21 protein-coding genes and 3 pseudogenes are annotated in these 23,755 nt (G+C 69.5%); 14 read left to right on the forward strand and 10 right to left on the reverse strand.

Annotation, left to right across the window (positions count from 1 at the left end):
• The first annotated feature begins 173 nt into the window (after nucleotides 1–173).
• The 5 genes from C2L59_RS46775 (at nucleotide 174) to C2L59_RS46795 (ending at nucleotide 4,166) form a co-directional block, all read left to right on the forward strand.
• On the forward strand, nucleotides 174–452 hold the full coding sequence (locus tag C2L59_RS46775) for a hypothetical protein (protein ID WP_103356019.1): 279 nt from the start codon (nucleotides 174–176) through the stop codon (nucleotides 450–452).
• Nucleotides 449–1,012 carry an NADPH-dependent FMN reductase gene (locus tag C2L59_RS46780; RefSeq protein ID WP_103356020.1) on the forward strand — a complete coding sequence of 188 codons (564 nt, stop codon included), beginning with the start codon at nucleotides 449–451 and terminating at the stop codon, nucleotides 1,010–1,012. The genes C2L59_RS46775 and C2L59_RS46780 overlap by 4 nt, the downstream gene beginning before the upstream one ends.
• 52 nt (nucleotides 1,013–1,064) lie before the next feature.
• Nucleotides 1,065–1,661 (forward strand): TetR/AcrR family transcriptional regulator, encoded by a 597-nt coding sequence (locus C2L59_RS46785; RefSeq protein ID WP_103356021.1) that lies wholly within the window; start codon nucleotides 1,065–1,067, stop codon nucleotides 1,659–1,661.
• A 93-nt stretch (nucleotides 1,662–1,754) separates the two neighbouring features.
• The gene (locus C2L59_RS46790; RefSeq protein WP_103356022.1) at nucleotides 1,755–2,963 is read left to right on the forward strand and encodes a cytochrome P450; all 1,209 of its coding nucleotides are present in this window, start codon (nucleotides 1,755–1,757) and stop codon (nucleotides 2,961–2,963) included.
• A 24-nt stretch (nucleotides 2,964–2,987) separates the two neighbouring features.
• Nucleotides 2,988–4,166: a cytochrome P450 gene (locus C2L59_RS46795; RefSeq protein ID WP_103356023.1), complete on the forward strand. Its 1,179-nt coding sequence runs from the start codon at nucleotides 2,988–2,990 to the stop codon at nucleotides 4,164–4,166.
• Between the two features lie 569 nt (nucleotides 4,167–4,735).
• Here C2L59_RS46795 and C2L59_RS46805 read toward each other — a convergent pair.
• The 5 genes from C2L59_RS46805 to C2L59_RS46825 form a co-directional block, all read right to left on the reverse strand.
• Complete coding sequence (locus C2L59_RS46805) at nucleotides 4,736–6,478, reverse strand: CocE/NonD family hydrolase (RefSeq protein ID WP_103356025.1); 1,743 nt, start codon at nucleotides 6,476–6,478, stop codon at nucleotides 4,736–4,738.
• Between the two features lie 313 nt (nucleotides 6,479–6,791).
• A complete protein-coding gene (locus tag C2L59_RS46810) occupies nucleotides 6,792–7,343 on the reverse strand; it encodes a nuclear transport factor 2 family protein (protein ID WP_103356026.1) in 552 nt (183 codons plus the stop codon).
• Between the two features lie 58 nt (nucleotides 7,344–7,401).
• Complete coding sequence (locus C2L59_RS46815; protein WP_103356027.1) at nucleotides 7,402–8,298, reverse strand: fumarylacetoacetate hydrolase family protein; 897 nt, start codon at nucleotides 8,296–8,298, stop codon at nucleotides 7,402–7,404.
• Nucleotides 8,299–8,302: 4 nt separating this feature from the next.
• Nucleotides 8,303–8,746, reverse strand: coding sequence for a cupin domain-containing protein (locus C2L59_RS46820; RefSeq protein WP_103356028.1), 444 nt, complete (start codon nucleotides 8,744–8,746; stop codon nucleotides 8,303–8,305).
• A 6-nt stretch (nucleotides 8,747–8,752) separates the two neighbouring features.
• On the reverse strand, nucleotides 8,753–10,354 hold the full coding sequence (locus C2L59_RS46825; RefSeq protein ID WP_233224105.1) for a bifunctional 3-(3-hydroxy-phenyl)propionate/3-hydroxycinnamic acid hydroxylase: 1,602 nt from the start codon (nucleotides 10,352–10,354) through the stop codon (nucleotides 8,753–8,755).
• Between the two features lie 242 nt (nucleotides 10,355–10,596).
• On the opposite strand from C2L59_RS46825, the gene C2L59_RS46830 reads away from it, so the two are divergent.
• Entirely contained in the window at nucleotides 10,597–11,328 is a 732-nt protein-coding gene (locus C2L59_RS46830; RefSeq protein ID WP_158263179.1) for a FadR/GntR family transcriptional regulator, read from the forward strand.
• A gap of 70 nt (nucleotides 11,329–11,398) precedes the next feature.
• On the opposite strand, the gene C2L59_RS46835 is transcribed toward C2L59_RS46830, so the two are convergent.
• On the reverse strand, nucleotides 11,399–12,382 hold the full coding sequence (locus C2L59_RS46835; RefSeq protein WP_158263180.1) for a zinc-binding alcohol dehydrogenase family protein: 984 nt from the start codon (nucleotides 12,380–12,382) through the stop codon (nucleotides 11,399–11,401).
• A 231-nt stretch (nucleotides 12,383–12,613) separates the two neighbouring features.
• Here C2L59_RS46835 and C2L59_RS46840 point away from each other — a divergent pair, with 231 nt between their 5' ends.
• The 6 genes from C2L59_RS46840 to C2L59_RS46865 all read left to right on the forward strand — a co-directional run bounded on the left by C2L59_RS46840 (nucleotide 12,614) and on the right by C2L59_RS46865 (nucleotide 21,315).
• Nucleotides 12,614–14,914 (forward strand): CocE/NonD family hydrolase, encoded by a 2,301-nt coding sequence (locus C2L59_RS46840; protein ID WP_103356032.1) that lies wholly within the window; start codon nucleotides 12,614–12,616, stop codon nucleotides 14,912–14,914.
• A gap of 49 nt (nucleotides 14,915–14,963) precedes the next feature.
• On the forward strand, nucleotides 14,964–16,196 hold the full coding sequence (locus C2L59_RS46845; protein ID WP_103356033.1) for an acyl-CoA dehydrogenase family protein: 1,233 nt from the start codon (nucleotides 14,964–14,966) through the stop codon (nucleotides 16,194–16,196).
• A gap of 26 nt (nucleotides 16,197–16,222) precedes the next feature.
• Nucleotides 16,223–17,425 (forward strand): flavin reductase, encoded by a 1,203-nt coding sequence (locus C2L59_RS46850; RefSeq protein ID WP_103356034.1) that lies wholly within the window; start codon nucleotides 16,223–16,225, stop codon nucleotides 17,423–17,425.
• On the forward strand, nucleotides 17,425–18,639 hold the full coding sequence (locus C2L59_RS46855; protein ID WP_103356035.1) for a CaiB/BaiF CoA-transferase family protein: 1,215 nt from the start codon (nucleotides 17,425–17,427) through the stop codon (nucleotides 18,637–18,639). Before C2L59_RS46850 ends, C2L59_RS46855 begins: the two co-directional genes overlap by 1 nt.
• Nucleotides 18,639–19,889 carry a DUF3500 domain-containing protein gene (locus C2L59_RS46860; RefSeq protein ID WP_103356036.1) on the forward strand — a complete coding sequence of 417 codons (1,251 nt, stop codon included), beginning with the start codon at nucleotides 18,639–18,641 and terminating at the stop codon, nucleotides 19,887–19,889. Before C2L59_RS46855 ends, C2L59_RS46860 begins: the two co-directional genes overlap by 1 nt.
• A 196-nt stretch (nucleotides 19,890–20,085) precedes the next feature.
• Nucleotides 20,086–21,315: an MFS transporter gene (locus tag C2L59_RS46865; RefSeq protein WP_103356037.1), complete on the forward strand. Its 1,230-nt coding sequence runs from the start codon at nucleotides 20,086–20,088 to the stop codon at nucleotides 21,313–21,315.
• 25 nt (nucleotides 21,316–21,340) lie between these two features.
• Here C2L59_RS46865 and C2L59_RS46870 read toward each other — a convergent pair whose 3' ends face one another.
• The 3 genes from C2L59_RS46870 to C2L59_RS47335 form a co-directional block, all read right to left on the reverse strand.
• Nucleotides 21,341–21,526, reverse strand: a complete 186-nt coding sequence (locus tag C2L59_RS46870) for a hypothetical protein (RefSeq protein ID WP_103356038.1) — start codon at nucleotides 21,524–21,526, stop codon at nucleotides 21,341–21,343.
• Complete coding sequence (locus C2L59_RS46875; RefSeq protein WP_103356039.1) at nucleotides 21,523–21,774, reverse strand: hypothetical protein; 252 nt, start codon at nucleotides 21,772–21,774, stop codon at nucleotides 21,523–21,525. Before C2L59_RS46875 ends, C2L59_RS46870 begins: the two co-directional genes overlap by 4 nt.
• Before the next feature lie 146 nt (nucleotides 21,775–21,920).
• Entirely contained in the window at nucleotides 21,921–22,811 is an 891-nt protein-coding gene (locus C2L59_RS47335) for a hypothetical protein (RefSeq protein WP_146060555.1), read from the reverse strand.
• Nucleotides 22,812–22,903: 92 nt separating this feature from the next.
• Here C2L59_RS47335 and C2L59_RS50580 point away from each other — a divergent pair.
• Both C2L59_RS50580 and C2L59_RS48445 read left to right on the forward strand, forming a co-directional pair.
• Nucleotides 22,904–23,110 (forward strand): annotated as a pseudogene (locus C2L59_RS50580) (TetR/AcrR family transcriptional regulator); the annotation flags it as partial.
• Between the two features lie 175 nt (nucleotides 23,111–23,285).
• A pseudogene (locus C2L59_RS48445) lies at nucleotides 23,286–23,507 on the forward strand (hypothetical protein); the annotation flags it as partial.
• 5 nt (nucleotides 23,508–23,512) lie between these two features.
• Here the strand turns inward: C2L59_RS48445 and C2L59_RS49750 are convergent.
• Nucleotides 23,513–23,755: pseudogene (locus C2L59_RS49750) on the reverse strand (hypothetical protein); the annotation flags it as partial.

Raw genomic sequence — 23,755 nt, forward strand, 5'->3', positions numbered from 1 at the left:
GATGTTGACCCGGCCGCCGCCGGCGTGGATGGAGTAGTGCTCCGGGTGTCCGGCGAGCAGGACCTCCTCCCGCTCGAAGGCCCGCGAAAGCCAGCCCGTGAACTGGCCGGCGGTGATGCCGTGGGCGTGCAGTGTCGTCGTGCCGGTCGTCTCCTCGCCGGCGGTTCGACGACGTGGTCGGCGACGGCTTCCACGTCGTCACACTCGATCCGGACGCTGTGGGTGACCTGCCGGTGGACGTCGGCCTCTGCGTGATCGCCGAGGGAGGCGTGACGGACGTCGACGGCGTCTACCCATCGTGGTTTTCCGAGCACGGCTGCACGACCGCGGTGGTGCGCCCCGACGGCTACGTCTTCGGCACCGCCCGCGATGCCACCGAGCTGACCCGGGTCCTGGCCGAGCTCGGCGAGCGCCTCGACCGACCCCGACGCACAAGGAGCATGCCGTCATGAACGAGAGCAACCCCGTCCTGCAGGTCGTGATCGCGAGCACCCGCCCCGGCCGGGTGGGCCCGGCCTTCGCCGAGTGGTTCGTCAAGGTGGCCGAGGGCCACGGCGGTTTCGTGGTGGAGACGGTGGACCTCGACGAGCGGAACCTGCCGTTCCTCGACGAGCCCCAGCACCCGAAGCTGCGGGAGTACCAGCACCAGCACACGAAGGACTGGAGCGCGGCCGTCGATCGCGCCGACGCGTTCGTGTTCGTGACGCCCGAGTACAACTACGGCTACAACGCCGTGCTGAAGAACGCGATCGACTTCCTGCACCAGGAATGGGCCGACAAGGCGGTCGGCTTCCTCGGTTACGGGGGGATCGGTGCGGGCACGCGCGCGATCCAGCAGCTGAAGCAAGTGGTCACGACCCTGCGGATGGTGCCGATCTTCGAGGCGGTCAACGTCCCGTTCGCGGCCGGAAAGCTCACGACCGAGGGCGAAGTGGCCGCCGATCCGCAGATGGACGCGGCCGCAGTCGTCATGCTCGACGAACTGCTGCGCGTCACGAAGCTGCTGCGCTGACGGCCGCGGAGGGTGGTTGGCCGCCCGGGGCCGGGTCGGGGATGCTGTGGGGATGGACGACACGCCGGGGCCGGGCCTGCGTGCGGACGCGCGCCGCAACCAGGAACGCATCCTCGATGCCGCCCGCGTGGTCATCGCCGAGCAGGGGCCGGACTTCGGCGTGCCCGACGTAGCGGCCCGGGCCGGTGTCGGGCTGCGCACGGTCTACCGGCGCTTCGCCCGGCGTGAGGACTTGATCGGTGCCGTTTTCGAGCGGTACGTCACCGACGAGGTGCAACCCATCGTCGAGGCGGCGGTGGACCGGCAGGATCCGTGGCAGGCGTTGGCCGCCGGCCTGGAGGCCACGGTGGTCACCGTGGCGGCCAACTCCGCGCTGCTGACGGCGGCGCGGGACACCGCTCTGGTCACCCGGGCCACGGCCGAGGGCTTCGTCAAGCCGCTGAGCCGGGCGCTGGAACGCGCGCAGGCGGCCGGTGTCGCGCGCCCGGACCTCGACGCGAGCGACTTCCCGTCGCTGATCGCCATGGTCGTGGCCACGATGCTCGCCGTTCCCGATCTGGAGACCGAACAGCCGGCGCGGTGGCGCCGGTACCTGGTGCTGCTCCTGGCAGGCTGCCGCGCAAGCGAGAGCGGTGATCCGTTGCCGTGACTGTGGTGTGGACCACAATATAAGTGACATGAGCGTGTCACTTGGTCGTAAGGTGGGCGGAGTCAGCAAGACCCTCGCTCCCGGGAGTTGCCCATGTCGGCAGACATCGCGGATCCGCCTCGACTGCCCTTCGACCGCCCGGCGGTGCTCGACATCGGCTCGCTCTGGGCGGAGCTGCGAGCCCGGCACCCGATCACCCCGGTCGTGACCCCGGCCGGGGATCCCGCCTGGCTCGTCACCGGCTACGCCGAAGCGAAGACGCTGTTCAACGATCCGCGCCTCGGCCGCTCCCACCGCGAACCGGAGACGGCGGCCCGGATCTCCAACTCCGGGTTCAACGGCGGCCCGGTCGGCGAGTTCGACGCCGAGCCGGCCTTCAACGCCCGGCTGCGCCGGGTACTGGTGCCCTCCTTCTCCGCGCGCCGGATGCGGCGGCTGGAGGACGGGATGCAGAAGCTGGCCGACTCCCTGCTGGACGACCTGATCGCCGCCGGCGGCGACGGCCAGGTCGTCGACCTGCACGAACACCTGTCCCTGCCGCTGCCGATCTTCGTCATCTGCCAGCTGCTGGGCGTTCCCTACAGCGAACGCGACTACTTCAAGGACCTGTCCGAGCGATCCGCGACCATGACCGGCGACGACCCGTTCACGGCGATCGTCGAGCTGCTCGACTACGCCGGCGAGCTCGCCGAGGTCAAGCGCCAGGACCCGGGCTTGGACGTGATCACCGATCTGGTGCAGGCGCAACGCGATGATCCCGAGTTCACCACCGCCGAGCTGACCCAGGTGGTGGCCGGCGTCCTGTTCGCCGGGCACGAGACCACGGTCAACCGGATCAGCATCGGCGCCCTGCTGCTGCTCGAAAACCCCGAGGCGCGCCGCCGGCTCGTCGAGGACCCGGCTGCCCGCCCGCAGATCGTGGAAGAGATCCTGCGCCTGGCGGCACCGGAGAACTTTGGCTTGGCACGTTACGCCCGGGAAGAGATCACGGTCGGCGAGGTCACCATCGCCGCCGGGGACGCGGTCATCATCTCCACGCTGGCTGGCAACCGCGATGCGTCGGCGTTCCCGGAGCCCGAGGCCTTCGACCCGGCGCGGCCCGCCGCCGCGGCCCACTTGAGCTTCGGGTACGGGGCGCACTACTGCATCGGCGCGAGCCTGGCCCGCACCGAACTGCGGGTTGCGCTGACGTCCCTGTTCACCCGGCTGCCCAATCTTCGGCTCGCGGTCGACGCCGGTGAGCTGCGGCTGCACACCGAGCGGCTCACCGGCGGTCTGCACGAGCTTCCCGTGACCTGGTAGCCCGCCGTCTCCCCAGGAGTGCTGATGTCTGTCACCCACGAGCTGTACACGGGCCGGTTCTGGGCCGACCCGTACCCCGCATACACCGAGTTGCGCCGAGCCGCGCCGGTGCACCGCATCGAGCAGGCCGGCACCACGGTGTGGCTGCTGAGCCGCTATGCCGACGTCCGGGCGGCACTGGCCGACCCGCGCCTGTCCAAGGACGCGCGCTACACGCTGCCGCCCGGGCAACGGGCGGCGGCCGCGCGTTCGTCGGTGGAGATGATGGTGCTGATGGATCCGCCGGACCACACCAGGTTGCGCAGGCTGGTCTCGCGCGTGTTCACCGCCCGCCGCATGGAAGCGTTGCGCCCCCGCGTCCGGCAACTCAGCCACCAGCTCGTCGAGGCGCTCCCGCCGGCCGGGCGCGTGGACATCCTGCGCGAATACGCGTTCTTGCTGCCGGTGTTCGTGATCTGCGAACTGCTCGGGGTGCCGGCCGCGGATCGCGACGACTTCGCGGCGTGGTCCAACGTCGTCGTCGACGACTCCACACCCGCGGCGGCGAGGGAAGGCATGGGGAAACTGCAGGCCTATCTGTCGGAGCTGATCGAAGCGAAACGAAAGCAGCCCGACGACGGCTTGATCAGCGCGTTGATCAGCGACTCCGACGACGACAAGCTCACGCACCCGGAACTCGTCGCGATGTCGGTGATGCTGCTGATCGCCGGGCACGAGACGACGATCAACCTGATCGGCAACGGCCTCCTCGCGTTGTTGAGGCATCCGGACCAGCTCGCCGTGCTCCGTGAAAACCCCGATTTGATGCCGGTCGCGGTCGAGGAGTTCCTGCGGTGGGATTCCCCGGTTCACTCGCTGAGCACCTTCTACACCACCGAAGACGTCGAATACTCGGGCGTGACGATCCCGGGCGGCTCCGTCGTGCGGCTGTCCCTCGCGGCCGCCAACCGCGACCCCGAGCGGTTCCCCGACGCCGAGCAGCTGCGGTTCGACCGCGCCGAACCCGGGCACGTGGCCTTCTCCCACGGGCCGCACTACTGCCTCGGTGCCCAGCTCGCGCGCGTGGAGGGCCAAGAGGCGATCCGGACGCTGATCGCCGCCCGCCCGGGCATGGCGCTGGCTGTGCCTCCTGAAGAGCTGAGTTACCGGCGCAGCCACGTCGTGCGCGGTCTGAAGGAACTGCCGGTCACTTTACACGCTTGAGTCACGCCGACGGCGGCCCACGGGCAGAAGCGGCTGTGGTTTCGAGAGGACGCTACGCGCATGGCTCGGGGGCATTCGCCGAGGTCAACCCGCCGCAGCGGATCTGGCGCGACTCCGAGGTCGCGTCGCGGCACGCGGGCATCCTGCCGATGGTGTGCTACGAGATCTACGGCAAAGCGCTGGTCGGTTCCGAAGAGCGGATCACGCCGATGATCCAGCGGCGTGCCGGCCGGTGTCCGCGTCGTCCACAGTGGACGACGCGGGCGGACCGGCAGGGGAGCGGCGGTGAACAGGAACTCCCACCGCCCGGTTCCCGGCACACCGCGGCGGGCCCCTCGACCTCGGCGCCGTCGATCAAGGGCATGCCCAGCCGGGCGAGCGCGACGGCGTGCAGCGGCAGCACCGTGCCCCGGAGGACGGCGTCGAGGTCGTACCCCGCTCATCGTCGGAGCCCCATCGGCCCCAGTTCGTCAGCACGCCGGCGTCGGTCACAGTGACTCGCCATTCTGTGGCGCGGTTTCGGGTACGAGGCATCGTGCGGCTCGGCGGTGCCACGTCGACAACGGCGGTCAGCGCGCCTGCAGGGGCAGTTGCAGGTACGACGCGTGATCGCCGCCGGAGTGGATGACGTGCTGCCCGCTGTTGGCCGGGGTGTACTCGTGGAGCCGGGGCATCATCGGCCCCAGCAGGGAGCGGCCGCTGATGACGAAGCGAAGCTGTTCGCCGGGGTGGAACGCCAGACCGATCGGCAACAGGTCGATTTCGATCTCGGCGATCTCGCCGGCAGCGAGCTTCTCGACCCGGTCGAACGTGTGCGCCGGCACCTCGTCGGTCAAGAGTGCCTCGTCCAGGTGGCGCATGGACACGCGCAGACGACCGTCCGATCCCTTGTAGCGCAGGATCGAGGCGCCGCGTTCGGTGAGGTCCTGAGCCATCGCGCTCTGGTTGGGCACGGTGAACTGCTGCAGCGGAGTGCCGTAGGCGTCGAGTTTCTGGACCAGGACGAACAGGTCCATGTCGTCGGCGCCGCGGGCTTCGACCCACAGATGCGCCTTCGGGTAGCCGACCAGCACGGTCTCCTGGTCGAAGCGCGTGACGAAGGAGACCACGTCCGGGTTCGCCCCGACGTCGTAGGCCGCAACGCCCACCTCGGTCGGTGCGGTGGTGGTCAGCGTGCGCGAACGGCCATCGAGGTAGAACTTCGTCGCGGTGACGCCGGCCGGCGGGAACGCGTCGGCGGCGACGTCGACCTGGTCACCGCCTTCGAGATCGAGGACCGAGTAGCGCACGCGCGGCGTCTGCTCCCACCCGTTGTCCTGGTCCTTGAGGTAGTGGTCGAAGAACCGGCGCAGGTCCTCACGGTTGGCTTCGTCGTAGTAGTCAGGCCATTCCTGGGTGTTGTGGATGCGCAGCCACCTGTCCTGCGACGCCATCCGGCGCCAGGCGCGGAACGTTCCCGCCGTGTGCAGGGTGTTGGAGTAGCTGGCCACGACGTAGGCCGGCACGGTGATCCGGTCGAAGCGCGGGATCTTGTTCTCCCACAGCTCGCTCATCAGCGGGTAGCGGTCGGCTTCGGCGATGATGTCTTCCTTGCGGCTGTTGCCCCAGAAGCTGTAGTCCCGCAGCTGCCGGGCGAAACCGTGGTCCGGCATGCCGCCGCGCAGCACCAGGTCGCGGTAGACGTCGCTGACGCCCTCCCAGGGGTTGATCGCGGCGAGGTGCGGGGGCTGTTCGGCGGCGGTGAACCATTGCGAGACCGCGAGGTAGGAGGTGCCGCTCATCGCGACCTTGCCCGTGCACCAGTCCTGCGTGGCCAGCCATTCGATCAAGTCGTGGCAGTCGCGGCCTTCCTGCCGGTCCCACAGGACGCTGTCGCCCTCGGAGTTGGCCACGCCGCGGATGTCGGGGTTGCAGATCGCGTAGCCGTGGGCGCACCAGTAGGCGGGGTCGGGGCCTTCGAACTTTTCCAGGCCGGAAACGATGCCGTTGTCCAGCCCGACCAGGTTGAACACTCCCATGACACTGTCGGAAGTTCCCTGGCCCTTGCCGTAGGGGCTCCAGGCCACGATGACGGGCACCTTGTCCGTTCCTGCCGGGCGCAGTACGTCGACGTGGATCGTCACGCCGTCTCGCAGGGTGACCGCGACGTCCTTCTCGAAAACGACGTCGACCGGCAAGGGCAGGAAAGGTGACGTGATCTGGAAGCCGGCCTCCAATGTGCGGATGCCGGGGTCGAAATCGCTCAGGATGCCGTACCTGTCACCGGCTTCGAGGGGGCGGGACGGCATGTAGATCTTCTGGTCGTCGGCCATGGTGAGCTCCTTTGGTTCCTGCGTCCGAGGACCGCTCCGTCCAGCGTGCGGGGAGGCCGAGACGTCACTGACTGTCGTGAACGTACCTCCGTTCGCCATACATATCAACACCCGTTGAGATCACACGAACGCGTGGTCTTCCTGGGTGTGGCGCCTACCCGCAGCCGGATTCGGGCGACTTCCGCCGCGCTCGGATCGCCTGGAGGCCGCCGATCTTTCCCGCTTCGCTGCGCAGACAAAAAGGTGGCCGAACCTGACCACGCGGCAACGGCGGGGCCGAACTCTTCCCTTCGGTCCGTGTGGGTACCGGCTTTCAGGCGGGCCAGTCCTGTGTGGTCAGCGGTGTACCGTCGAATCCGGCGACCGGCTGCAGGGCCGGGTCGCTTCCGTCGCGCAGTCCGGTGGAGGCGTCGGGGTGGTCGTCGAACCAGCCGGTGGCGGGGTAGCGGTACATCCAGTCGACGGCCAGCTTGCGGCGCGCGATCAGCCAGACGCCGTCGCGCTGCTCGAACCGGTCGAGGTAACGGGCCCAAAGTTTGACGTAGTCACCGTTCCAGTGGTGCCTCTCCGATGCCTGGTGGTCGGCCTGCAGGTAGGTTTCGACGTGGGCGACGTCCGGTCCGTCGAAGTCGATCAGGCTGTTGCCGAGGAAATGCATCGTCCGGACGAAGCGGGGCATCTCGGCGGACAGGAACTCCACGAAGCCGTCGACGGATCCGGCGTGCAGGCTCTCGGGGAACTGCACCCACGCGTCCGCGTGAAAAGCGCCGCGGACGAGGTTCATGTCCACTCGGTCGAGGCCGCGGCAGTACCGCAGCAGGACGTCGTGGATTTCTGCCCGGGCGCTCAGCTCTTCGATCTTCATTGATCTCTTCCTCACGAAGCTGGTGATCGTCTGTGTGAAAGGGTGTGCCGGCGGGCCGTCACCTGGTGGCAGGTCGCCCGGTCTTCGTCGCGGCCCGAGCCGCTGGGAACCGGTGGTTGTTGCCGACCACCGAGTTGCGCAGCACGCCGAGCCGTTCCACCTCGACCTCGACGGTGTCTCCGGCCTGCAACAGCCGGGGCGGGGTGCGGGCGTAGCCGACACCGGATGGTGTCCCGGTCGCCAGGAGGTCACCGGGCCGCAGGCTCAAGCTGTGCGAGACCTGCGACAGTGTCTCCCCGACGGTGTAGATCATCTGGTCGGTGCGGGCGTCCTGCACGATTTCGCCGTTGACCCTGGTTCGCAGCCGCAAGCCTCGGCGCAGATCGCCGACTTCGGCCGCGGGGATCAGCGGCCCGATCGGCCCGGAACGGTCGGCGTTCTTGCCCAGCGTCCATTGAGAGGTGCGCTTCTGTGCGGTGCGGGCCGTCAGATCGTTGAACACGGAGTAGCCGACGACCGACGCCAGCGCGTGCTCGGGCGAGGCGTCGATGAGGGGCGCTCCGATCCACGCGACGACTTCGCCCTCCCAATCCAGTCCCGGCTCGTTGGCCGGCACGGGAACTTCCGCTCCGTCGACGGTCAAGGACTGGGTCCACCGGGCGAACAGCGTCGGGTACGGCGGCAGGGCCTGATCGTGGTAGCTGCCTTCCGCGACGTGGTCGCGGTAGTTCAGCCCGATGCACAGCACCCGCGCATCGGGCAGCACCGGCGGTACCAGCTGCAGCTCGGTGGTCGGCACCGTCGGACCGGTGAACGGCCGGGACAGCTGCTCGGCCGGGTCGACCCAGAAGTCCCTCAGCGAGGCGATGACGGTGACGGTTTCGCCTTCATCGGCCAAGGCGGCGACTTCCACAGTGGAGGCACCGGGCTGGCGTCGGACGCCGACGATTCTCATCTGTTCACCTTTCTGGGTGTGGTCCTCGACCACGAGGTGCCCCGGCCAGAGCACGCGCGTCGCTGCCGGCGGCGTGGGTGCCCGGATCTCGGCCTGGGGCTGCTGAGCTGACCGCCGGTCGGATGACCAGCATGCTGGCGGGAAGGTGGGTTCGGTTGACCACGCGGCGCACGGTGCCGGCGGTGAAGCGCACGGAGTCGTAGGGCCGCAGCGTCGCTTCGGTCTCTTCCGTGATCATCACCAGCTCGCCGGCCAGCAGGACGTACACGGTCTCCGCCGGCTGAGGGGCCATCGCCGCCTCACCGCCGGGCAGGTAGTGCGAGAGCGTCACCGTCACGGCGGACCCGGAGCTGTCGTCACCGCCTTGGAGACGGACGGGGCCGACGCCGCGGTGTCCCGGCGGGTCGAACGGCTCGGCGTCGGCGAGCCGGGTCACCTGCATGCCCATGATCGATCACTCTCCTGCGGTCGGGGCTGGGTGAAGCGCCTGACGCAGGCGCGCAAGCATGTGCGGGACGTCGGTGTGGCTACCGGCGGCGAAGGTGTAGAAGTCGGGACGGGCCAGGACTGCCTGGCACCCGTGTGCGGCGAACCAGCGTTGGTAGAACCCGTCGACATCGTGGAGGTGTCCGCGGCCCGACAGGTCAGCGACGACGCCGCCGATCTGCTGGAACCAGGCCAGGTCGCCGGCGTTGCACAGCTCGGCGGGATCCCCGCCGAGGCTGATCAGCTGCCAGCCGCCGCCGACAACGTCGTCGAACAGGCCGATGCGGCCGTCGACGTGGACCCGTCCCTGTGGTGCCAGCCGCCCGTCGACGCCGGCACTGTCGATCGTCAGCGACGGCCGGCCCAGGCGCGGGTGGGGTGGTTCGCGGGTGACTGCCTCGGGATCGGCTGCGAATTTCTTCATCTCCGCGTCGCGGGCGGCGGCCCGCTCGAGGTCGAGTTCGCAGATGACCCGGCCCGCGGCCACGGCTTCGTCGATGAGTTCCCGGACGTGCCCGGCGCGTTCGGGACCGTAGGTCTCCAGCACCGCCGGTCCGGCGAGCCCGCGGTGCACCAGGTCCAGGCGCCAGGCCAAGGCGAGCGCGTCGCGCAGACCCGAGCACATGCCCTGCCCCAGGAAAGGCGGCATGACGTGCGCGGCGTCGCCGGCCAGGAAGACGTTTCCCATCCGCCACGGGTGCGCCCACCTGCCCCGGAAGGTGTAGACGGCGTGTCGTTCGAGCCGGGCTGTCTCGGGGGTGACACCCCAGGAGGCCATCAGCCGCCAGGCGGTGGCTTCCAGGCCCAGTTCCTCGATGGTCATGTCCGCGCGGCGCATGAACTCGAACCGCCGCCGGCCCGGGCCGCTGTTGACCGCGGTCGCCGGCTGCGCCGGGTCGCAGTACTGGGTGACGAAGGCCGTCCAGTTCTCCTCGGCCAGCGGCTGGTAGTCCACCACCAGCCAGTCGGCGGTGAACCCCGAGTCCTCCATGCCGATTCCCAGCCGGCGGCGCACGGCACTGTTGGCTCCGTCCGCGCCGACCAGCCAGCGCGACCCGACCGGCGCGACTTCGGCCGGGGTGTCGGTGCGGTGCAGGTGCACCGACACCCCGTCGTGGTGCTGGTCAACGGTCTGGAAGGACCATCCACGGTGGACGCTCACCCCGGGGGTCGCGACGGCCAGGTCCTCCAAGGCGGCTTCGAGGTCCGGCTGGTGAAAGCCGTTGGTGTTGGCCCAGCCCGACTCGGCCGCCCGGTTCCAGTCGATGGCTTGCAGCAGCTCACCCTGGCCGTTGCGGAACTCGTAGCCGCCGCGGTCACCTCGTGACGGTTCGAACAGCTCGGCGTGCTCGGCCATGAGTCCGGCGGCCTGCAGGATGCGGATCGCCTCGTGATCGATCGTGCAGGCCCGGGGCAGGGGATAGCGTCGCGGCCGGCGCTCGACCACGGCGACCCGGAGACCGGCCCGCCCCAAAAGGACCGCGGTGAGCAGGCCGACGGGACCGCCGCCGACGACCAGGCAGTCGACCGCCCGCGGCGGGGCCGCGGCCGGGTCCCGTTCCGGAGTCATCGTCACGTGCCCAGGTCTCCCGTGCTCGGAACAGGCTGCTCGTCCCCCGGGCCCGACAGCGCGTCAGCCGCCGAGAACACCCGCTCGCACGTCCGCTGCATCACAGCCGTTCGCCCTTCTACCGTCTCTTCGGCACCCGGCGCGGCCGCCGGGCGGCGCGCCGCTCAAACAACCCGTATGTTTCGGGTAGTTTTCGATCCTGGCTTTGACACCGGCGTGCTGTCAAGAGCTAAAATATGCGTATGTTTTCCCGTCCCCCTGGTCTCGCGCAGAACCTGGCTTCCGAGATCGAGCAGCTGATCGGCAGCCGCGGCCTGCGCCCCGGCGACCGGGTCGCCACCATGGAGGAGTTGCGGGAGCAGACCGGGTACGGCCGTGCCACGATCGGCGAGACCTGTCGCTTGCTGGCCGAGCGCGGCATCGTCGACGTCCGCCCGGGACGCGGCGGGGGGCTGTTCGTGGCCAAGACCAGTCCCGTGGTGCGGCTCCGTCAAACGCTCCTGACCGTGCCGCAGGGCGCGACCACCGTGGCCCACGCGATCGCCGTCCGCGATTCGCTCGAGGAGCTCGTGGCCCTCGAAGCCGCGGCGAACCGGACCGATCGGGACCTGCGGGACCTTGACGACTGCCTGGACACGATGCGCGGCTCCGGTGGTGATCTCGAGGCGTTCCTGCAGGCGAACTGGGCCCTGCACGAACGCATCGCCGAGATCACCTCGAACGATCTCGCGCGGGCCTTGTACGTCGCGCTGATCCGCGCGATCACCGAGCTGTCCAGCCGGGCCGACCCGCAGACGTCGTCGACCTCCACCGGCTACCTCGCCGAGCGGATGGCCGTGCACGAAGAACTGGTCGAGGCGATCAGGCTCGGTGACGCGGATCGCGTCCGCGCTGCCGTGGCGGCGCACCGGGGCGACGCCGACTCCGGCGTGCTGGACGGCTGCTCAGGCCGGCTGCCCGCTGCAGCGAAGTGACGATGTCCCGCCGCGGATCGCTCTGACCGAACCTGGCGTCGCCGACGAGTGGTTTCGGGACAGTCGCCGGTCAAGCTTCCTTGTTCCGGGTACCACCGGGAACCACGACGCACTTCTCGTGCGGTGAGCGTGCTTGTGCCGACCACGCTGCCGGCAGCTGGTCGAGGGGGACGGTGCGGACCGCAACGCGCAGCTCGCCGCGGAGGAGTGCGGTCCACAGCCAGTTCAGTGCTGCTCGCTTCGCGGCGAGCGGCGTGTGGAGGCCGGCGAAGCCGGACAGCGTCAGCTGCTTCCCGCGCAGCAACCCGGCCGGCACCTGGGCGATGGGGCCGGCCGCGTTGCCGATGTTGACCACCCGCGCCCGGGGCGCGCACACCTGCAGCGCTGCCTCGAGCGGACGTCCGTAGACGCCGTCCAGCACGACATCGACCGGGCCGGCCGCCGCGAGTAGCCGGCCCGCCAGCTCGTCGGCGGGCTCGTCGGCGCGCAGTTCGACGACAGCGTCCGCGCCCAGGCCGAGCAGGCGCTGCAGCGCCGTCCGGTCGCGGGCGAGGCCGACCACGCGGCGCGCGCCGCTCAGGCGCGCGATCTGGACCGCGAGCTGCCCGACGGCCCCGGTCGCTCCCAGCACCAGCACCGCGTCCCCGGAGCGCAGGCCGGCGTTTTCGATCAGGGGCAGAAAAGCCGCTGTGCCGGAGTTGCCGACGGCGGCGCCCAGGACGGGATCGAGCTTCTCGGGAAGGGGAAGCAGGTTCTCGTCGTCGACGAGGACATGCGTGGCGAAGGTGCCGGGGCGGGCCGGTGAGGCATGGCACTCGGCGTACACGCGGGTGCCGGTGGGGTAGCGACCGGATTCGTGCACGATGCCGACACACTCGCTGCCGGGGACGTAGGGGGCGTCGTGCCGGGCGGAGTGGAACGTTCCCGACGCGATGGCCAGGTCCAGCGGGTTCAGCGGTGCCGCGACCACGGCCACCACGGTGGTGCCGGGCGCGCTGGGGGGCAGCGTGATCGAGCCCGGTCTCGGTTCGCTGCCGGGAGCGTCGACGATCACCGCCGGCACCCGGTCGCGCTGATCGACCGATCCGGACCGTGAAGTCCCACTCGCCGTCATGCCGCACCTCGCGCGTTCACAGCGGTGCCGGTTGTTGCCACGAAGAGGTCCTTTCCCGGGCGGACGGCCGCGCATCCGAACTTGACAGACGGTCGCCGTCGCATAAGAGTAGCGAAAGACGCGAAAGATACGGGTGTTTTATAGCCCGGTTTCGACCCCGAGGGAAGTGCCATGGTGCGTGAGGGAACCTTCGCCGGCCCCGTTGCCGGTCTGCGGTTCGACACCCCGACCTGCGCGGGCGTCACCGACCGGGCCGGGAGATTCCAGTTCCGCGACGGCGAAATCGTCACCTTCTCGGTCGGGCAGGTCGTGGTCGGCGTGGCGCGCGGCGCGACCCGGCTCACCCTCGCCGACATCGTCGCGCGAGTCGACGGCGCCATCGCCAAGATCGCCGATCCGGGCTTGACCAACATCGCCCGCTTCCTGCTGACCCTCGACGAGGACGGTGATTCCGACACCGGCATCACCCTGACGCCGCAGGTCCACGAGCTGGTGGGCGACCGAGCCATCGACTTCCGCTACCGCCCGATGTCCCTGCCCGGCGCGCCGGCCGATCCTGTTCAGGCCTTCACCGATGACCCGGCCGTCATTCAGCTGCTACAAGAACTGAACTACGCGAAGGTGTTCAGCGGTGCCACGCCGCGCACCCTGACCTCCGCGGCGGCGGCACGCAACGAGGTTCGTCGCACCATTCTCGGCATCCGCCGGTTCCGCGATGTCAAGATCCCGTTGCGCAACGGCTCGTTCGTCTACGCCGACGTCTTCCGCCCCGACGGCGACGACCCGGTTCCGGTCGTCATGAACTGCGGCGTCTACGGCCGCGCGTTCGTCCACCACTCGATCTGCGACGCGGATGACGCCGAACGGCACGAGGTGATGGAGGACCGGTACTTCCGGGGCAACCCCGACGGCTACGAGTACGAAAACCACGAAAGCATCAACACTGCGACGTGGATCCCGCGCGGCTACGCCCTGGTCCGCGTCGACAGCCCCGGTGCGGGCAAAAGCCCCGGCACACTGGGCATCTGGGGGATCGAGGAAGCCGAGGCCTACTACGACGCGATCGAATGGGTCGGCACCCAGCCGTGGTCGAACGGGAACGTCGGCTTGTGGGGCATGTCTTACTACGCCGTCAGCCAGCACGCCGTGGCAAGCCTGCGGCCCCCGCACCTGAAGGCGATGATCGCGATCGGTACCGACACCGACCTTTACGAGGAAGTCGCCTACACCGGCGGCATCCTCAACGAAGAGTTCTTCCCCGGCTGGTTCGCCAACGGCATCGTTCCCGCGATCTGCGGTGAGGTCGAAGCAAAAGACTTCCTGGCGACCGCCCGGGCGAACCCGTTCAAGGACTCCGACCCGGCGGCGATCTTCGGGCCTCGCTCCGAAGTGCTGATGAGCCCCGACCTCGACGCCCTCACCGTACCTTTGTGGACGGTCGCCGCGACGGCGCACCCCGGCAACTTCCACCAGCTCGGCAGCAGCGAAACCTACCTCAACACGCCCACGTCGAACAAGAAGATCGACTTCTGGGAGGACTGGTTCGTCAAGTCCTACTCGGCCAGGGCGGTCGAGGATCACGTCGCGTTCTTCGACCACTGGCTCAAAGGCGTCGATAACGGGATCATGGACACCCCGCCGGTGCGCTTGGAGATCCGCACCGGACGCGGCGGCTCGTACCTGCAAGAAGAGAACGAGTGGCCGATCGCGCGCACTGAGTACGTCAGGTGGTATCTGGACGCTTTGCCGACGGAGCAGGAGTACGACGGCTGCGACCACGTCGGGGCGCTGACCCGGACCGTTCCGCGGGCACAGCAGTCGGTCACCTATTCGGCCGAGGTCGAGCCGTCGGCGGTGTTCTCACCGGCGACGGACACGGCCGAATTCCGCCGGCCACCAACGACGGCGGTCAAGCAGACCGGGGCGACGTTCGCGCCATGCTCACCAGGCGCCACGTTCGTCAGCGCACCATTCGAGGACGACACCGTCCTCGCCGGGTACAGCAAAGCCGTGCTCTGGGTCGCCTCCACCAGCGAGGACATGGACATCTTCGTCGCACTGCGGGTGCTCGACGAGCACGACCGCGAGGTCGACTTCTGCGGTCCGGCTCTCATCCCCGGGATCTCCACCCTGTTCTACCCAATGGCCAAGGGCTGGCTCAAGGCCTCCCACCGCAAGCTCGACGCGCAGCGCTCGACCGAGTTCCGGCCGAAGCACACCCACCTGCGCGCCGACTACGCACCGCTGCGGGACGGCGAAGTCGTCCCGGTCGAGGTCGAGATCATCCCGAACACCGGCCTGATCCGCAAAGGACAACGCCTGCGGGTCGACATCCAGCCCTACACCGGCGTCGGGCACGGGATGCGCCACGCCTACGACCCGACATACCACGACGGGGCCCGGAACACGATCCACACCGGTCCCGAGTACCCGAGCTACGTGCAGGTGCCGGTCGTGCCGCCCAGCCGGTGAGCGCCGTACCAGGACGCAGCACCAGCAGTAAGCAGGAGGAACGAACAAAATGACCATGAACGGCACCGTGGCCGTCGACCGGCCCCGGGCGCAGGAGATCCTCGCGCACGTCGAAGAGTTGCAGCCCTGGTTGCGCAAGCACCAGGCCGAGGCCGAACAGCAGCGGCGCATTCCACAAGAGACCGTCGAGCGCCTCGACCGAGCCGGCGTGTTCAGCCTGACCACCCCGACGCGTTTCGGCGGGGCCGGCTTCACGACCCGGGAAACCCACGACATCATCCGCGCGCTGGCCTCGGGGTGCGGGGCCACCGCCTGGGTGGTCTGGGCCGCCGCCGGCGGCAACCTGTGGAGCTGCGCCTTCCCCGACGAGGTCATCGCGCCGGTGTACGAGACGCCGTGGGTCGGCAACCGCACCTTCGCCCTCGGCGGCACGAGCCGGCGGATGTCCGGGACCGCGCGGCAGGTCGAGGGTGGCTGGATGATCAAGGGCACCTGGCCCTTCGCCACCGGCAGCGTCCACGCCTCCCACGGCTACCTCGCGGTCTTCTACGACGACACCGACGACGCCAAGGTCGGCATGGCGCTCGTCCCCAAGGACCAGCTCGTCGAACGCGACGACTGGGAGGCGATGGGCCTGGCCGGCACCGGCAGCCAGACCGTCGCGACCGACGGTGAACTATTCGTGCCCGACGAACGTTTCAGCACCCCGGAACGGCTCAGCACCCGGATCACGGAACTCACCAGACAGGGGCTCGGCCCGGCCCGAGGCGGCCTGGTCCGCTCGCTGATCATCGGCGCGGGCCTGGCCCTCGGGATGGCCGATCAGGCGATGGAGGCGTTCCTGGCCACCATCGGCCGGCGCAGCCTCCCCTACTCGCCCTACGCCCACCAGATCGAGGCCCCGGTCGCGCACCACACCGTCGGCCGCGCCCACACCGAGATCCGCGCGGCGGGCCGGGTCGCCGACGCCGCCGTCGCCGAGCTGGACCGCTGTCAGGCCGAGGCCACCGACCCCACCGAGAACGAGGCACTGCAGCTGCACACCGACGCCGCCTACGTCTGGGACACCTGCAGCCGTGCCGTCGAAACGCTGTTCCGCGCCTCCGGCGCCTCGGCGATCATCAAACGCAACCCGCTGCAGCTGATCACCCGCAACTGCCTGGCCGGCAGCATGCACGCGGCCAACCACCTCGACACCTGGCTGGAAAACGCCGGCCGGATGCTGTGCGGAACCGACTCCGGGCCGCTCTCGACCAGCGTGCTCGAGCGACGCACGAGCTGACCAGCGATCACGACGAGGAGGGCAGCTTGTCCGAACCCATCGACCCGCAGCACTTCCGGCACGTGCTGGGACACTTACCCACCGGTGTCGCCGCGGTGACCTCCTGCTCGGAAACGGGGGAGCCGGTGGGAATGACGGTCGGGTCCTTCCTGTCCGTCTCCCTGTCGCCGCCCCTGGTGGCGTTCCTGCCTGGTAAGCAGTCCGGCACGGCGGCGAAAATCCTCCGCCACGGCCGCTTCTGCGTCAACGTGCTGGGAGCGCACCAGGAGCCGGCCTCCCGTGCCTTCGCCACCGCCGGTGACCGCAAGTTCGACGGTCTCGACTGGACACCGTCGCCCAGCGGCCTGCCCCGGCTGGAGGACGCCGTGGCGTGGATCGAATGCACCGTGGAGGCCGTTCACGACGCCGGCGACCACGACATCGTCATCGGCCGGGTGACCGGCCTGGACGCGACAGGACCGTCGTTGCCGCTGGTGTTCTTCCAGGGCGGTTACGGGCGGTTCGCTCCGCTTTCGCTCGCGGCCGCGGGCGAGCCCGACCTCGTCGAGCACCTGCGGCTGGTCGACGTGGCCCGTCCGGTCATGGAGCAGGTGGCCGAACGCAACGGAGTGGAATGCCTCGCCTCGGCCACCGTCGGCGACGAGATCGTCCTGCTCGCGACCGCCGGCACCCCCGCCGGCGGCCGCACCTACAGCCGGGTCGGTCAGCGACTGCCGCACATTCCTCCGCTGGGAACGGCGCTGGTCGCCTGGTCCGAGCCGGCCACCCAGGCATGGATCGCACGAGCAGGCGCCTCGCTCTCCTCCGGCCGGAGTGGAGACCCACAGCACCTGGTCGATCGGGTCCGCGAGCGTGGCTGGTCGGTCGCGACCTGGAGCGACAGCCTGCGCAAGCTCGAAACCAGCGTCGATGAAACGACTTTGAAAGGACTTACGCCGCACGGACGCCGGGCGGTGCGGCACCTGATCGAGCAACTCGGCAGCGAACACGAACCCGACGATCTGCACGACCCGAGCCGGCACTACCACATCCGCAGCGTGTCGGTTCCCGTATTCGATGCGCGCCGGCAGGTCGTCATGCAGCTGACCGTCGATGGTCTGCCGCCTGGTGCCGGACAGGCCGACGTCCACCGGTACGTCACGCAGCTGCAGGACGCGGCGGAGCGGGTGTCCGGTGCCCTGCCCGGTGCCGGGCGAGCCGCACCCGTCCCGGCGGGAAGGAACCGCTGATGAGCCTCACCGCCACGACCCGCTCAGCCGGCGCCGGCGCCGCGGGCCCGCTCACCGATCTGCTCGTCGTGGACTTGAGCCGCGCGGTCGCCGGGCCGCACGCCGCGATGATGCTCGGCGATCTCGGCGCCCGCGTCATCAAGGTGGAAGCGCCGGGCGCCGGTGACGACGCCCGCAGCTGGGGACCGCCGTTCGTGACACCGGCGGGGCGCGAACGGGAGTCCACGTACTTCCTTTCCGCCAACCGGAACAAGGAATCGATCTGCCTCGACCTCAAGGCCCCCGCCGATCTCGCGGTCCTGGAAGAACTGGTGTGCCGCGCGGACGTCCTGGTGGAGAACTTCCGCGCCGGCGTGATGCAGCGGCTGGGACTCGGTGCCGAGCGGCTGCACGAGCTCAACTCGGAGCTGGTGCTGCTGTCGATCACCGGTTTCGGGCACGACGGCCCCGAGGGCGGCCGGCCCGGTTACGATCAGATCGCCCAGGGCGAGGGCGGTTTGATGGCGGTCACCGGCTCCGGGCCCGAGGACCCGCAGAAAGTCGGCACCCCCATCTGCGACCTGCTCGCCGGTATGAACGGTGCCTACGGCGTCCTCGCCGCGCTGCACGAACGTGCCCGCACCGGCAGAGGGCAAGTCGTGCGCACGTCGTTGCTCGCGGCCGCGGTCGGCGCGCACGCCTTCCAGGGCACGCGCTGGACGGTCGCGGGCGAGGTGGGGCGCGCCGCCGGCAACCACCACGCGGCGATCGCCCCCTACGGCCTGTTCCGCTGCGCCGACGGCGCGGTGCAGATCGCGGTCGGCACCGAAACCCAATGGCGCCGGTTCGCCACCAGCTTCGGTATCGACCCGGAACTGCCCGGCCTGGCCACCAACCACGACCGGGTCACCCGGCGCGAGGAGGTGATCGCGATCGTCGAGAAGGCATTCTCGACGTGGCGATCCACCGACCTGCTCACCCGCTTGAACGCCGTCGGCATTCCCGCCGGCAAGGTTCGCGGCATGGACGAGGTTTACGAGTGGGAGCAGACCCGCAGCCAGGGCCTGCTCGTCGACGTCGACCACGACAGCCTGGGCACGATCACCTTGCCGGGGCCGCCATTGCGCTTCTTCGAGCCGTCGGGATCCGAGCGAACCCGTACTGCCCACCGCCCGCCACCGCGTCTCGACCAGCACGGAAAAGCTGTTCGCACGTGGATCACCGAGGACTGCTGATGCCGGAGAACTTCCGCGACTACGTCATGGCCGCCGATGCCGGGAAAATCGCCGGCATCGACAGCCTCGATGCCTACCAGTGGGTGGACCGGCACCTGCAGCAGGACACCTTCCGCGGCGCGATCGAGGCTTGGACCGGGTTGTTCGCCGCCACGTCGTTTCGTGGCATCACCACCGACGGCACGCTGCGGGACGGGCTGTACCCACGACGGTCCGAGGCGGCACCGACCGCGGCCATGGTCGCCGCAGCACAGCGACTGCTGGGCACACTCGACGACCAGCAGCGGCAGACTGTCCGTCACCCGCTCGACAGTCGCGTCTGGCGGGCGTGGATGAACCCGGAACTGTACGTCAACCGCTTCGGTCTCCGCCTCGACGAGGTCGCTCCGGATGTGCGTGACGCGGTACTCGGGCTGCTGCGCGCCAGTCTCAGCGAGCCGGGGTTCGAGAAGGTACGCGGATGCATGCGGACCAACGACTTCCTCGGCCGGCTGGTCGGCGGCCCTCGCGTCATGAACGAGTTCAGCTACAACGTCAACCTCTTCGGCGAACCGAGCGAAACCGCCCCGTGGGGATGGTCGCTCTACGGGCACCACGTCTGCGTCAACGTCATGGTGATCGGCACGCAGATGGTCGCCAGCCCGGTGTTCCTCGGCGCCGAACCGAACTTCATCGACGAAGGCCCCCACGCCGGGACCAGGCTGTTCGGTGTTCCGGACCGGTTGGCCCTCAACCTGTTGCACGGCCTGCCCGATTCGATCCGCGACGCGGTGGTGCTCTACCCGGACAAGCGCGACCCCGCGATCCCGGCCGGCCGGGAGGTCTTCGGCGACGAACTCCACCTGGGCGGGATGTTCCAGGACAACCGGGTCATCCCGTACGAGGGGGTCTGCGCCGTCAGCTTCCCACCGCACAGCCGCGATCTGCTCTGCCGGCTCGCCGGCACGTTCATCGAGCACCTGCCTCCCGGCCCGTACCACGCGCGTCTCAACGACATCCGCGCCCACCTCGACGACACCTGGCTGTGCTGGATCGGCGGGTCCGGGCCCGACAGCCCGTTCTACTTCCGCATCCAGAGCCCGGTGGTGCTCATCGAGTACGAACACCACGCCGGGATCATGCTCACCAACGAGCACCCGGCCAAGTTCCACACCCACACCATCACGCGCACCCCGAACGGCAATGACTACGGCGCCGCGCTCGTCGCGCGGGAAACCGGGCAGCAGCTCACCCTCACCGACGAGATCTGACACGCGTCGCGGCCGGTCCGAGACGCCGGCCTCCGCCCAGCGGCAGCACACGACGGTGCGGCGGTCGTGCCCGACCGAGCTCGTCGCCGCGGTCGGGCAGCCGGCGACGGGATCGGCGCCTCACCAGCGTCGACCGTCCGACCGTGACCATTGACAACGCTCAGCTCCCAGGACCGAAACACGGGGTGCCAACCAGATGACCACCGAACAGCCACTCCGCGGCGCCGCGCTCGGCAGCGAAAAAGACACCCGACGAGGCTGGTCGACGGCCGTGGCGGCCTTGATCGGCCTCACCTGCGGCCCCAGCGTGCTGACGGTGACCACTTTCGGGGCGTTCATCACGCCGCTCGACCGGGAGTTCGGCTGGGGCGTGCCCGCCATCACCCTGGGCGCCTCGATCCTCAGCGTCACCATCATGGTCATCTCGCCGGTGCAGGGTTTGCTCATCGACCGGTTCGGCGGCCGCCGCCTCGTCCTGTGCAGCGCCCCGGTGTTCGCGGTGTCGTTGATGGCGATGTACTTCCTGCCCGACAACCTCACGACGTTCTACCTGGCGTGGGCCATCATCCCGCTGTGCGGCCTGGGGCTGTGGCCGGTCTCCTACCTCCGGGTCACCGCAGGCTGGTTCGAGCGTCGGCTCGGACTGGCACTCGGGATCGCCAACTCCGGCATCGGCGTCGGCACGGTGCTCATACCGATCCTGACTACGGCCCTCATCGCCACCCTCGGCTGGCGGGCGACATTTCTCGCTCTGGGAGTGGTCGCTCTGGCCGCATTCCCGGTTGCCTTCTTCTTCCTAGCGGAACCGAGCCCGCGCGCGACGGGGGTCCAGGCCACCGGCGACTCCCTGAAGGCCGCCGCCAGGAAGCGGCCCTTCTGGGTGATTTTGGCCGCGTTCTTCCTGCTGGGGACGATCGGTTCCGCGGTCCTCGTCCACCAGATCCGGTTGCTGCTCGACGCCGGTATCGCGCCCGGCGTCGCCAACCTCATGCCGGCCGCGCTGGGCGTAGCGCTCATCGTCGCCCGGCTTGTCACCGGATGGCTGCTGGACCGCGTCAGGGTGTCGGTGATCATGGTTGTCGACCTCGCCGGCGGTGTCGTCTCCTCGCTGCTGTTCGCCTCCGGACCGAACGTGGCAACGGCGATCATCGCCGCGGCGCTGGCGGGTTTGCTGATCGGCGCCGAGTTCGACGTACTCAGCTACCTGGTTCCCCGGTACTTCGGGCGCCGGGCTTTCGGCAAGATCTACGGCATCGCCTTCGCGGTGTTCCAGCTGGCCGCGGCAGCCGCGGCGTACGTGGTGAGCGTGAGCAGGGCGAGCTTCGGCTCCTACACACCGGCGATGCTGGTCCTGGCGGTGTTGTGCCTGGCATGTGCAGGTCTGTTTTTGTCTTTGGGTCCTTACCGATACGACGTCGCCACATGAGACGAGCGACGGCTTGTCGTCCGGACTAGTGACCATATAGCCGGCGCATCGACGTCTCGAACTCGGATTGCTGATCTTCGCCCAGTAAGAGGAAACCGACGCCCGGCGTGACCCGGAACAAGGCGGAGCCGTGCGCCGGCAGGGACCGGGAGAGGGAACCGTCGGCGACGCCCACGTCCTTGCGCTGCCACAGGTCACGTTCGGCGATCAACCCCAGTTGGTTTGCAGCGGGCAATAGCAGTCCACGTCACCGTCGATCCGCCGGCCGTTCGCGTACCGCTTCCAATCGGCGGCGTGCGCGAGCGAGAGCTTGTTGGCCAGCCCGAGATAGATGCTTCGCCCGGTGTGGGTCAGTCCGGCGGACCAATGGCTGACGTCGGCGACGTCGCTGGGACCCGCGCCGTCCATCTTCAGGTAGTCGACGCCCCAGGAGGCCGGCTGGCTCGCCCAGGAGTTCACGAAGGCCTGGGCGGCAGCAGGGTTCTTGGCGCAGTCGGTTCAGGTTGAGCTCCTCGGAGTACGTCCGCACCCTGCGGTTGGACGGGGTGCGCGCCGATCTGCTCGCCCGTGACCCCGACTGCACGGTGAGACTCCTTCGCGAACGCTCAGGACTCAAAGCTGGCTTCCCGCATCGGGCTGTCGGTGCTCGCCGACAGCTCCGACGCGGCTCGGAGGATCCAGTTGTGGAATTCCACCGCGAAGTGCTCCAGGTGGTGCTCGACCACCGTCGGGTCGCACGAGGCGGGGAGAGTAACCGAGAGGTCTGCGGTGAAGCCGCCCTCGACGTCGGTGAACGAGTTGGTGATGCCGCCGACGATGGTGCCGTCTTCGAGCACCATGCGCGAGCGACGGCCGGCCGCCGCTGTCGGCGCTGCCGGGGTCGCAGCCTCATCCCACTCGCTCATGAAAAACGAGCAGATGTGGTCGCCGAGAGTCTCGACGATGTTGACGCGGCCGCCGCCGGCGTGGATGGAGTAGTGCTCCGGGTGTCCGGCGAGCAGGACGTCCTCGCGCCCGAACGCCCGCGAGAGCCAGTCCGTGAACTGGTCCGCGGTGATGCCGTGCGCGTGCAGTGTTGTGGTGCCGGTCGTCTCGTCGCCGGCCGAGCGCTCGATCTGGTCGCGCAGGTAGGCCTCGCCCGCTGCGATCTCGTCGGCGAGGAGTTCGAGGAGGCGCTCGCGGCCGAGCTTGGCCTTGAGCAGCGCGAGGGCATGCTGTGCGGCGCGGACCTCGAACCGCTCGATGGCGCTGTCATCCGCTTCGCCGGCCAGGCGGACCCACGTCACCGTCGTGCTGCTGATGGTCGCTGTGTCGGTGCTCATGGTGGTCCCTTCGTCGGTCAAGATGTCTGGACGGTGAGCTGCAGGTAGGCACGGTGGGGCGAGGCGGAGGCCGGCCGCGAGGGTCCGGGTGCCCGGCTCGAACGGCGTCAGCACCCCGGTCCGGGCGGACGGCAGCGGCGGGGACGGCACGAACACCCTGTGGTCGTCGCTCATGGCTGGCTCCTCTCGCTCTGGTGACCGTACGGCCGACCGGGCGAGAACTCAACGCTTGTGGAGAAAAATGCAACGGCCGTTACACTCGCCGGATGACCGCCCAGGAGGAGGCGCCGGCGACGGGGGTCCGTCGCGGCCGCAAGCCCGGACCCGGCAGCACAAGGCAGGCGGTGCTCGACGCGGCGAGAGCGCGGTTCGCCCGTGACGGCTTCGCCGGGACCACGATCCGCCGGATCGCCGCCGACGCCGGGGTGGACGCCTCCCAGGTGATGCAGTTCTTCCGCTCGAAGGACGACCTCTTCGCCGCCGTCATGGCCGTCCCCGTGTCGGCGCTGGAGCGGTTCGAGACTGCTTTCGAGGGGCCGGACGAGCACCTCGGCGAACGCGTGGTGCGCGCGTATCTGCGTGCGTGGGAGGGCAGCGCTGAGGAGTCGGAGCCCCTGATGGCGATGCTGCGGGGGCGCGGTCGGCAACGAGAACGCGTGCGTGCAGCTGCGCGAGTTTATCCAGTCCCGGTTGCTGCACGGCGCCGGTGGCGGTGGCGATGCGATGCTGCGCGCCGGCCTGGCCGCGGCGATGCTGGTCGGCATCGTCACCAGCAGGCGGATCATCGGGGTGCCCGTGATCGTCGCTGCCGACACCGAACAGATCGTGGCGACCGTCGGTCCCGCGATCCAGCAGGTCCTGACCGGCTGACGGTTTCACCCGGCGTCCGGCCACGCGCGGATCTCCTTGTCGTGCTCGCCCGGCGCAGGCGGAGCGGTGTGGGTCCGCGGAACCTCGGTGCCGTCGAGGCTCGCCATCCGCAGCGGCGGTCCCGGCAGCCGGATCGTGCCGAGGGGCGGGGTGGTCGACGTTGATGACCAGACCTTGGCTGAGGGTCTGGTCCCAGGTGTAGACCTCGTCCAGGGTGCGCACCTTTCCCGGCGGGACACCGGCCTCGG

This window comes from Amycolatopsis sp. CA-128772, from assembly GCF_002904295.1.
In the GTDB taxonomy this organism is placed as follows: Bacteria; Actinomycetota; Actinomycetes; order Mycobacteriales; family Pseudonocardiaceae; genus Amycolatopsis.

Coding starts and splice junctions, on each gene's coding strand:
- C2L59_RS46780 (WP_103356020.1), top strand. CDS start 449: ATGAACGAGAGCAACCCCGTCCTGCAGGTCGTGATCGCGAGCACCCGC.
- C2L59_RS46785 (WP_103356021.1), top strand. CDS start 1,065: ATGGACGACACGCCGGGGCCGGGCCTGCGTGCGGACGCGCGCCGCAAC.
- C2L59_RS46790 (WP_103356022.1), top strand. CDS start 1,755: ATGTCGGCAGACATCGCGGATCCGCCTCGACTGCCCTTCGACCGCCCG.
- C2L59_RS46795 (WP_103356023.1), top strand. CDS start 2,988: ATGTCTGTCACCCACGAGCTGTACACGGGCCGGTTCTGGGCCGACCCG.
- C2L59_RS46805 (WP_103356025.1), bottom strand. CDS start 6,478: ATGGCCGACGACCAGAAGATCTACATGCCGTCCCGCCCCCTCGAAGCC.
- C2L59_RS46810 (WP_103356026.1), bottom strand. CDS start 7,343: ATGAAGATCGAAGAGCTGAGCGCCCGGGCAGAAATCCACGACGTCCTG.
- C2L59_RS46815 (WP_103356027.1), bottom strand. CDS start 8,298: ATGAGAATCGTCGGCGTCCGACGCCAGCCCGGTGCCTCCACTGTGGAA.
- C2L59_RS46820 (WP_103356028.1), bottom strand. CDS start 8,746: ATGGGCATGCAGGTGACCCGGCTCGCCGACGCCGAGCCGTTCGACCCG.
- C2L59_RS46825 (WP_233224105.1), bottom strand. CDS start 10,354: ATGACTCCGGAACGGGACCCGGCCGCGGCCCCGCCGCGGGCGGTCGAC.
- C2L59_RS46830 (WP_158263179.1), top strand. CDS start 10,597: ATGTTTTCCCGTCCCCCTGGTCTCGCGCAGAACCTGGCTTCCGAGATC.
- C2L59_RS46840 (WP_103356032.1), top strand. CDS start 12,614: ATGGTGCGTGAGGGAACCTTCGCCGGCCCCGTTGCCGGTCTGCGGTTC.
- C2L59_RS46845 (WP_103356033.1), top strand. CDS start 14,964: ATGACCATGAACGGCACCGTGGCCGTCGACCGGCCCCGGGCGCAGGAG.
- C2L59_RS46855 (WP_103356035.1), top strand. CDS start 17,425: ATGAGCCTCACCGCCACGACCCGCTCAGCCGGCGCCGGCGCCGCGGGC.
- C2L59_RS46860 (WP_103356036.1), top strand. CDS start 18,639: ATGCCGGAGAACTTCCGCGACTACGTCATGGCCGCCGATGCCGGGAAA.
- C2L59_RS46865 (WP_103356037.1), top strand. CDS start 20,086: ATGACCACCGAACAGCCACTCCGCGGCGCCGCGCTCGGCAGCGAAAAA.
- C2L59_RS47335 (WP_146060555.1), bottom strand. CDS start 22,811: ATGAGCGACGACCACAGGGTGTTCGTGCCGTCCCCGCCGCTGCCGTCC.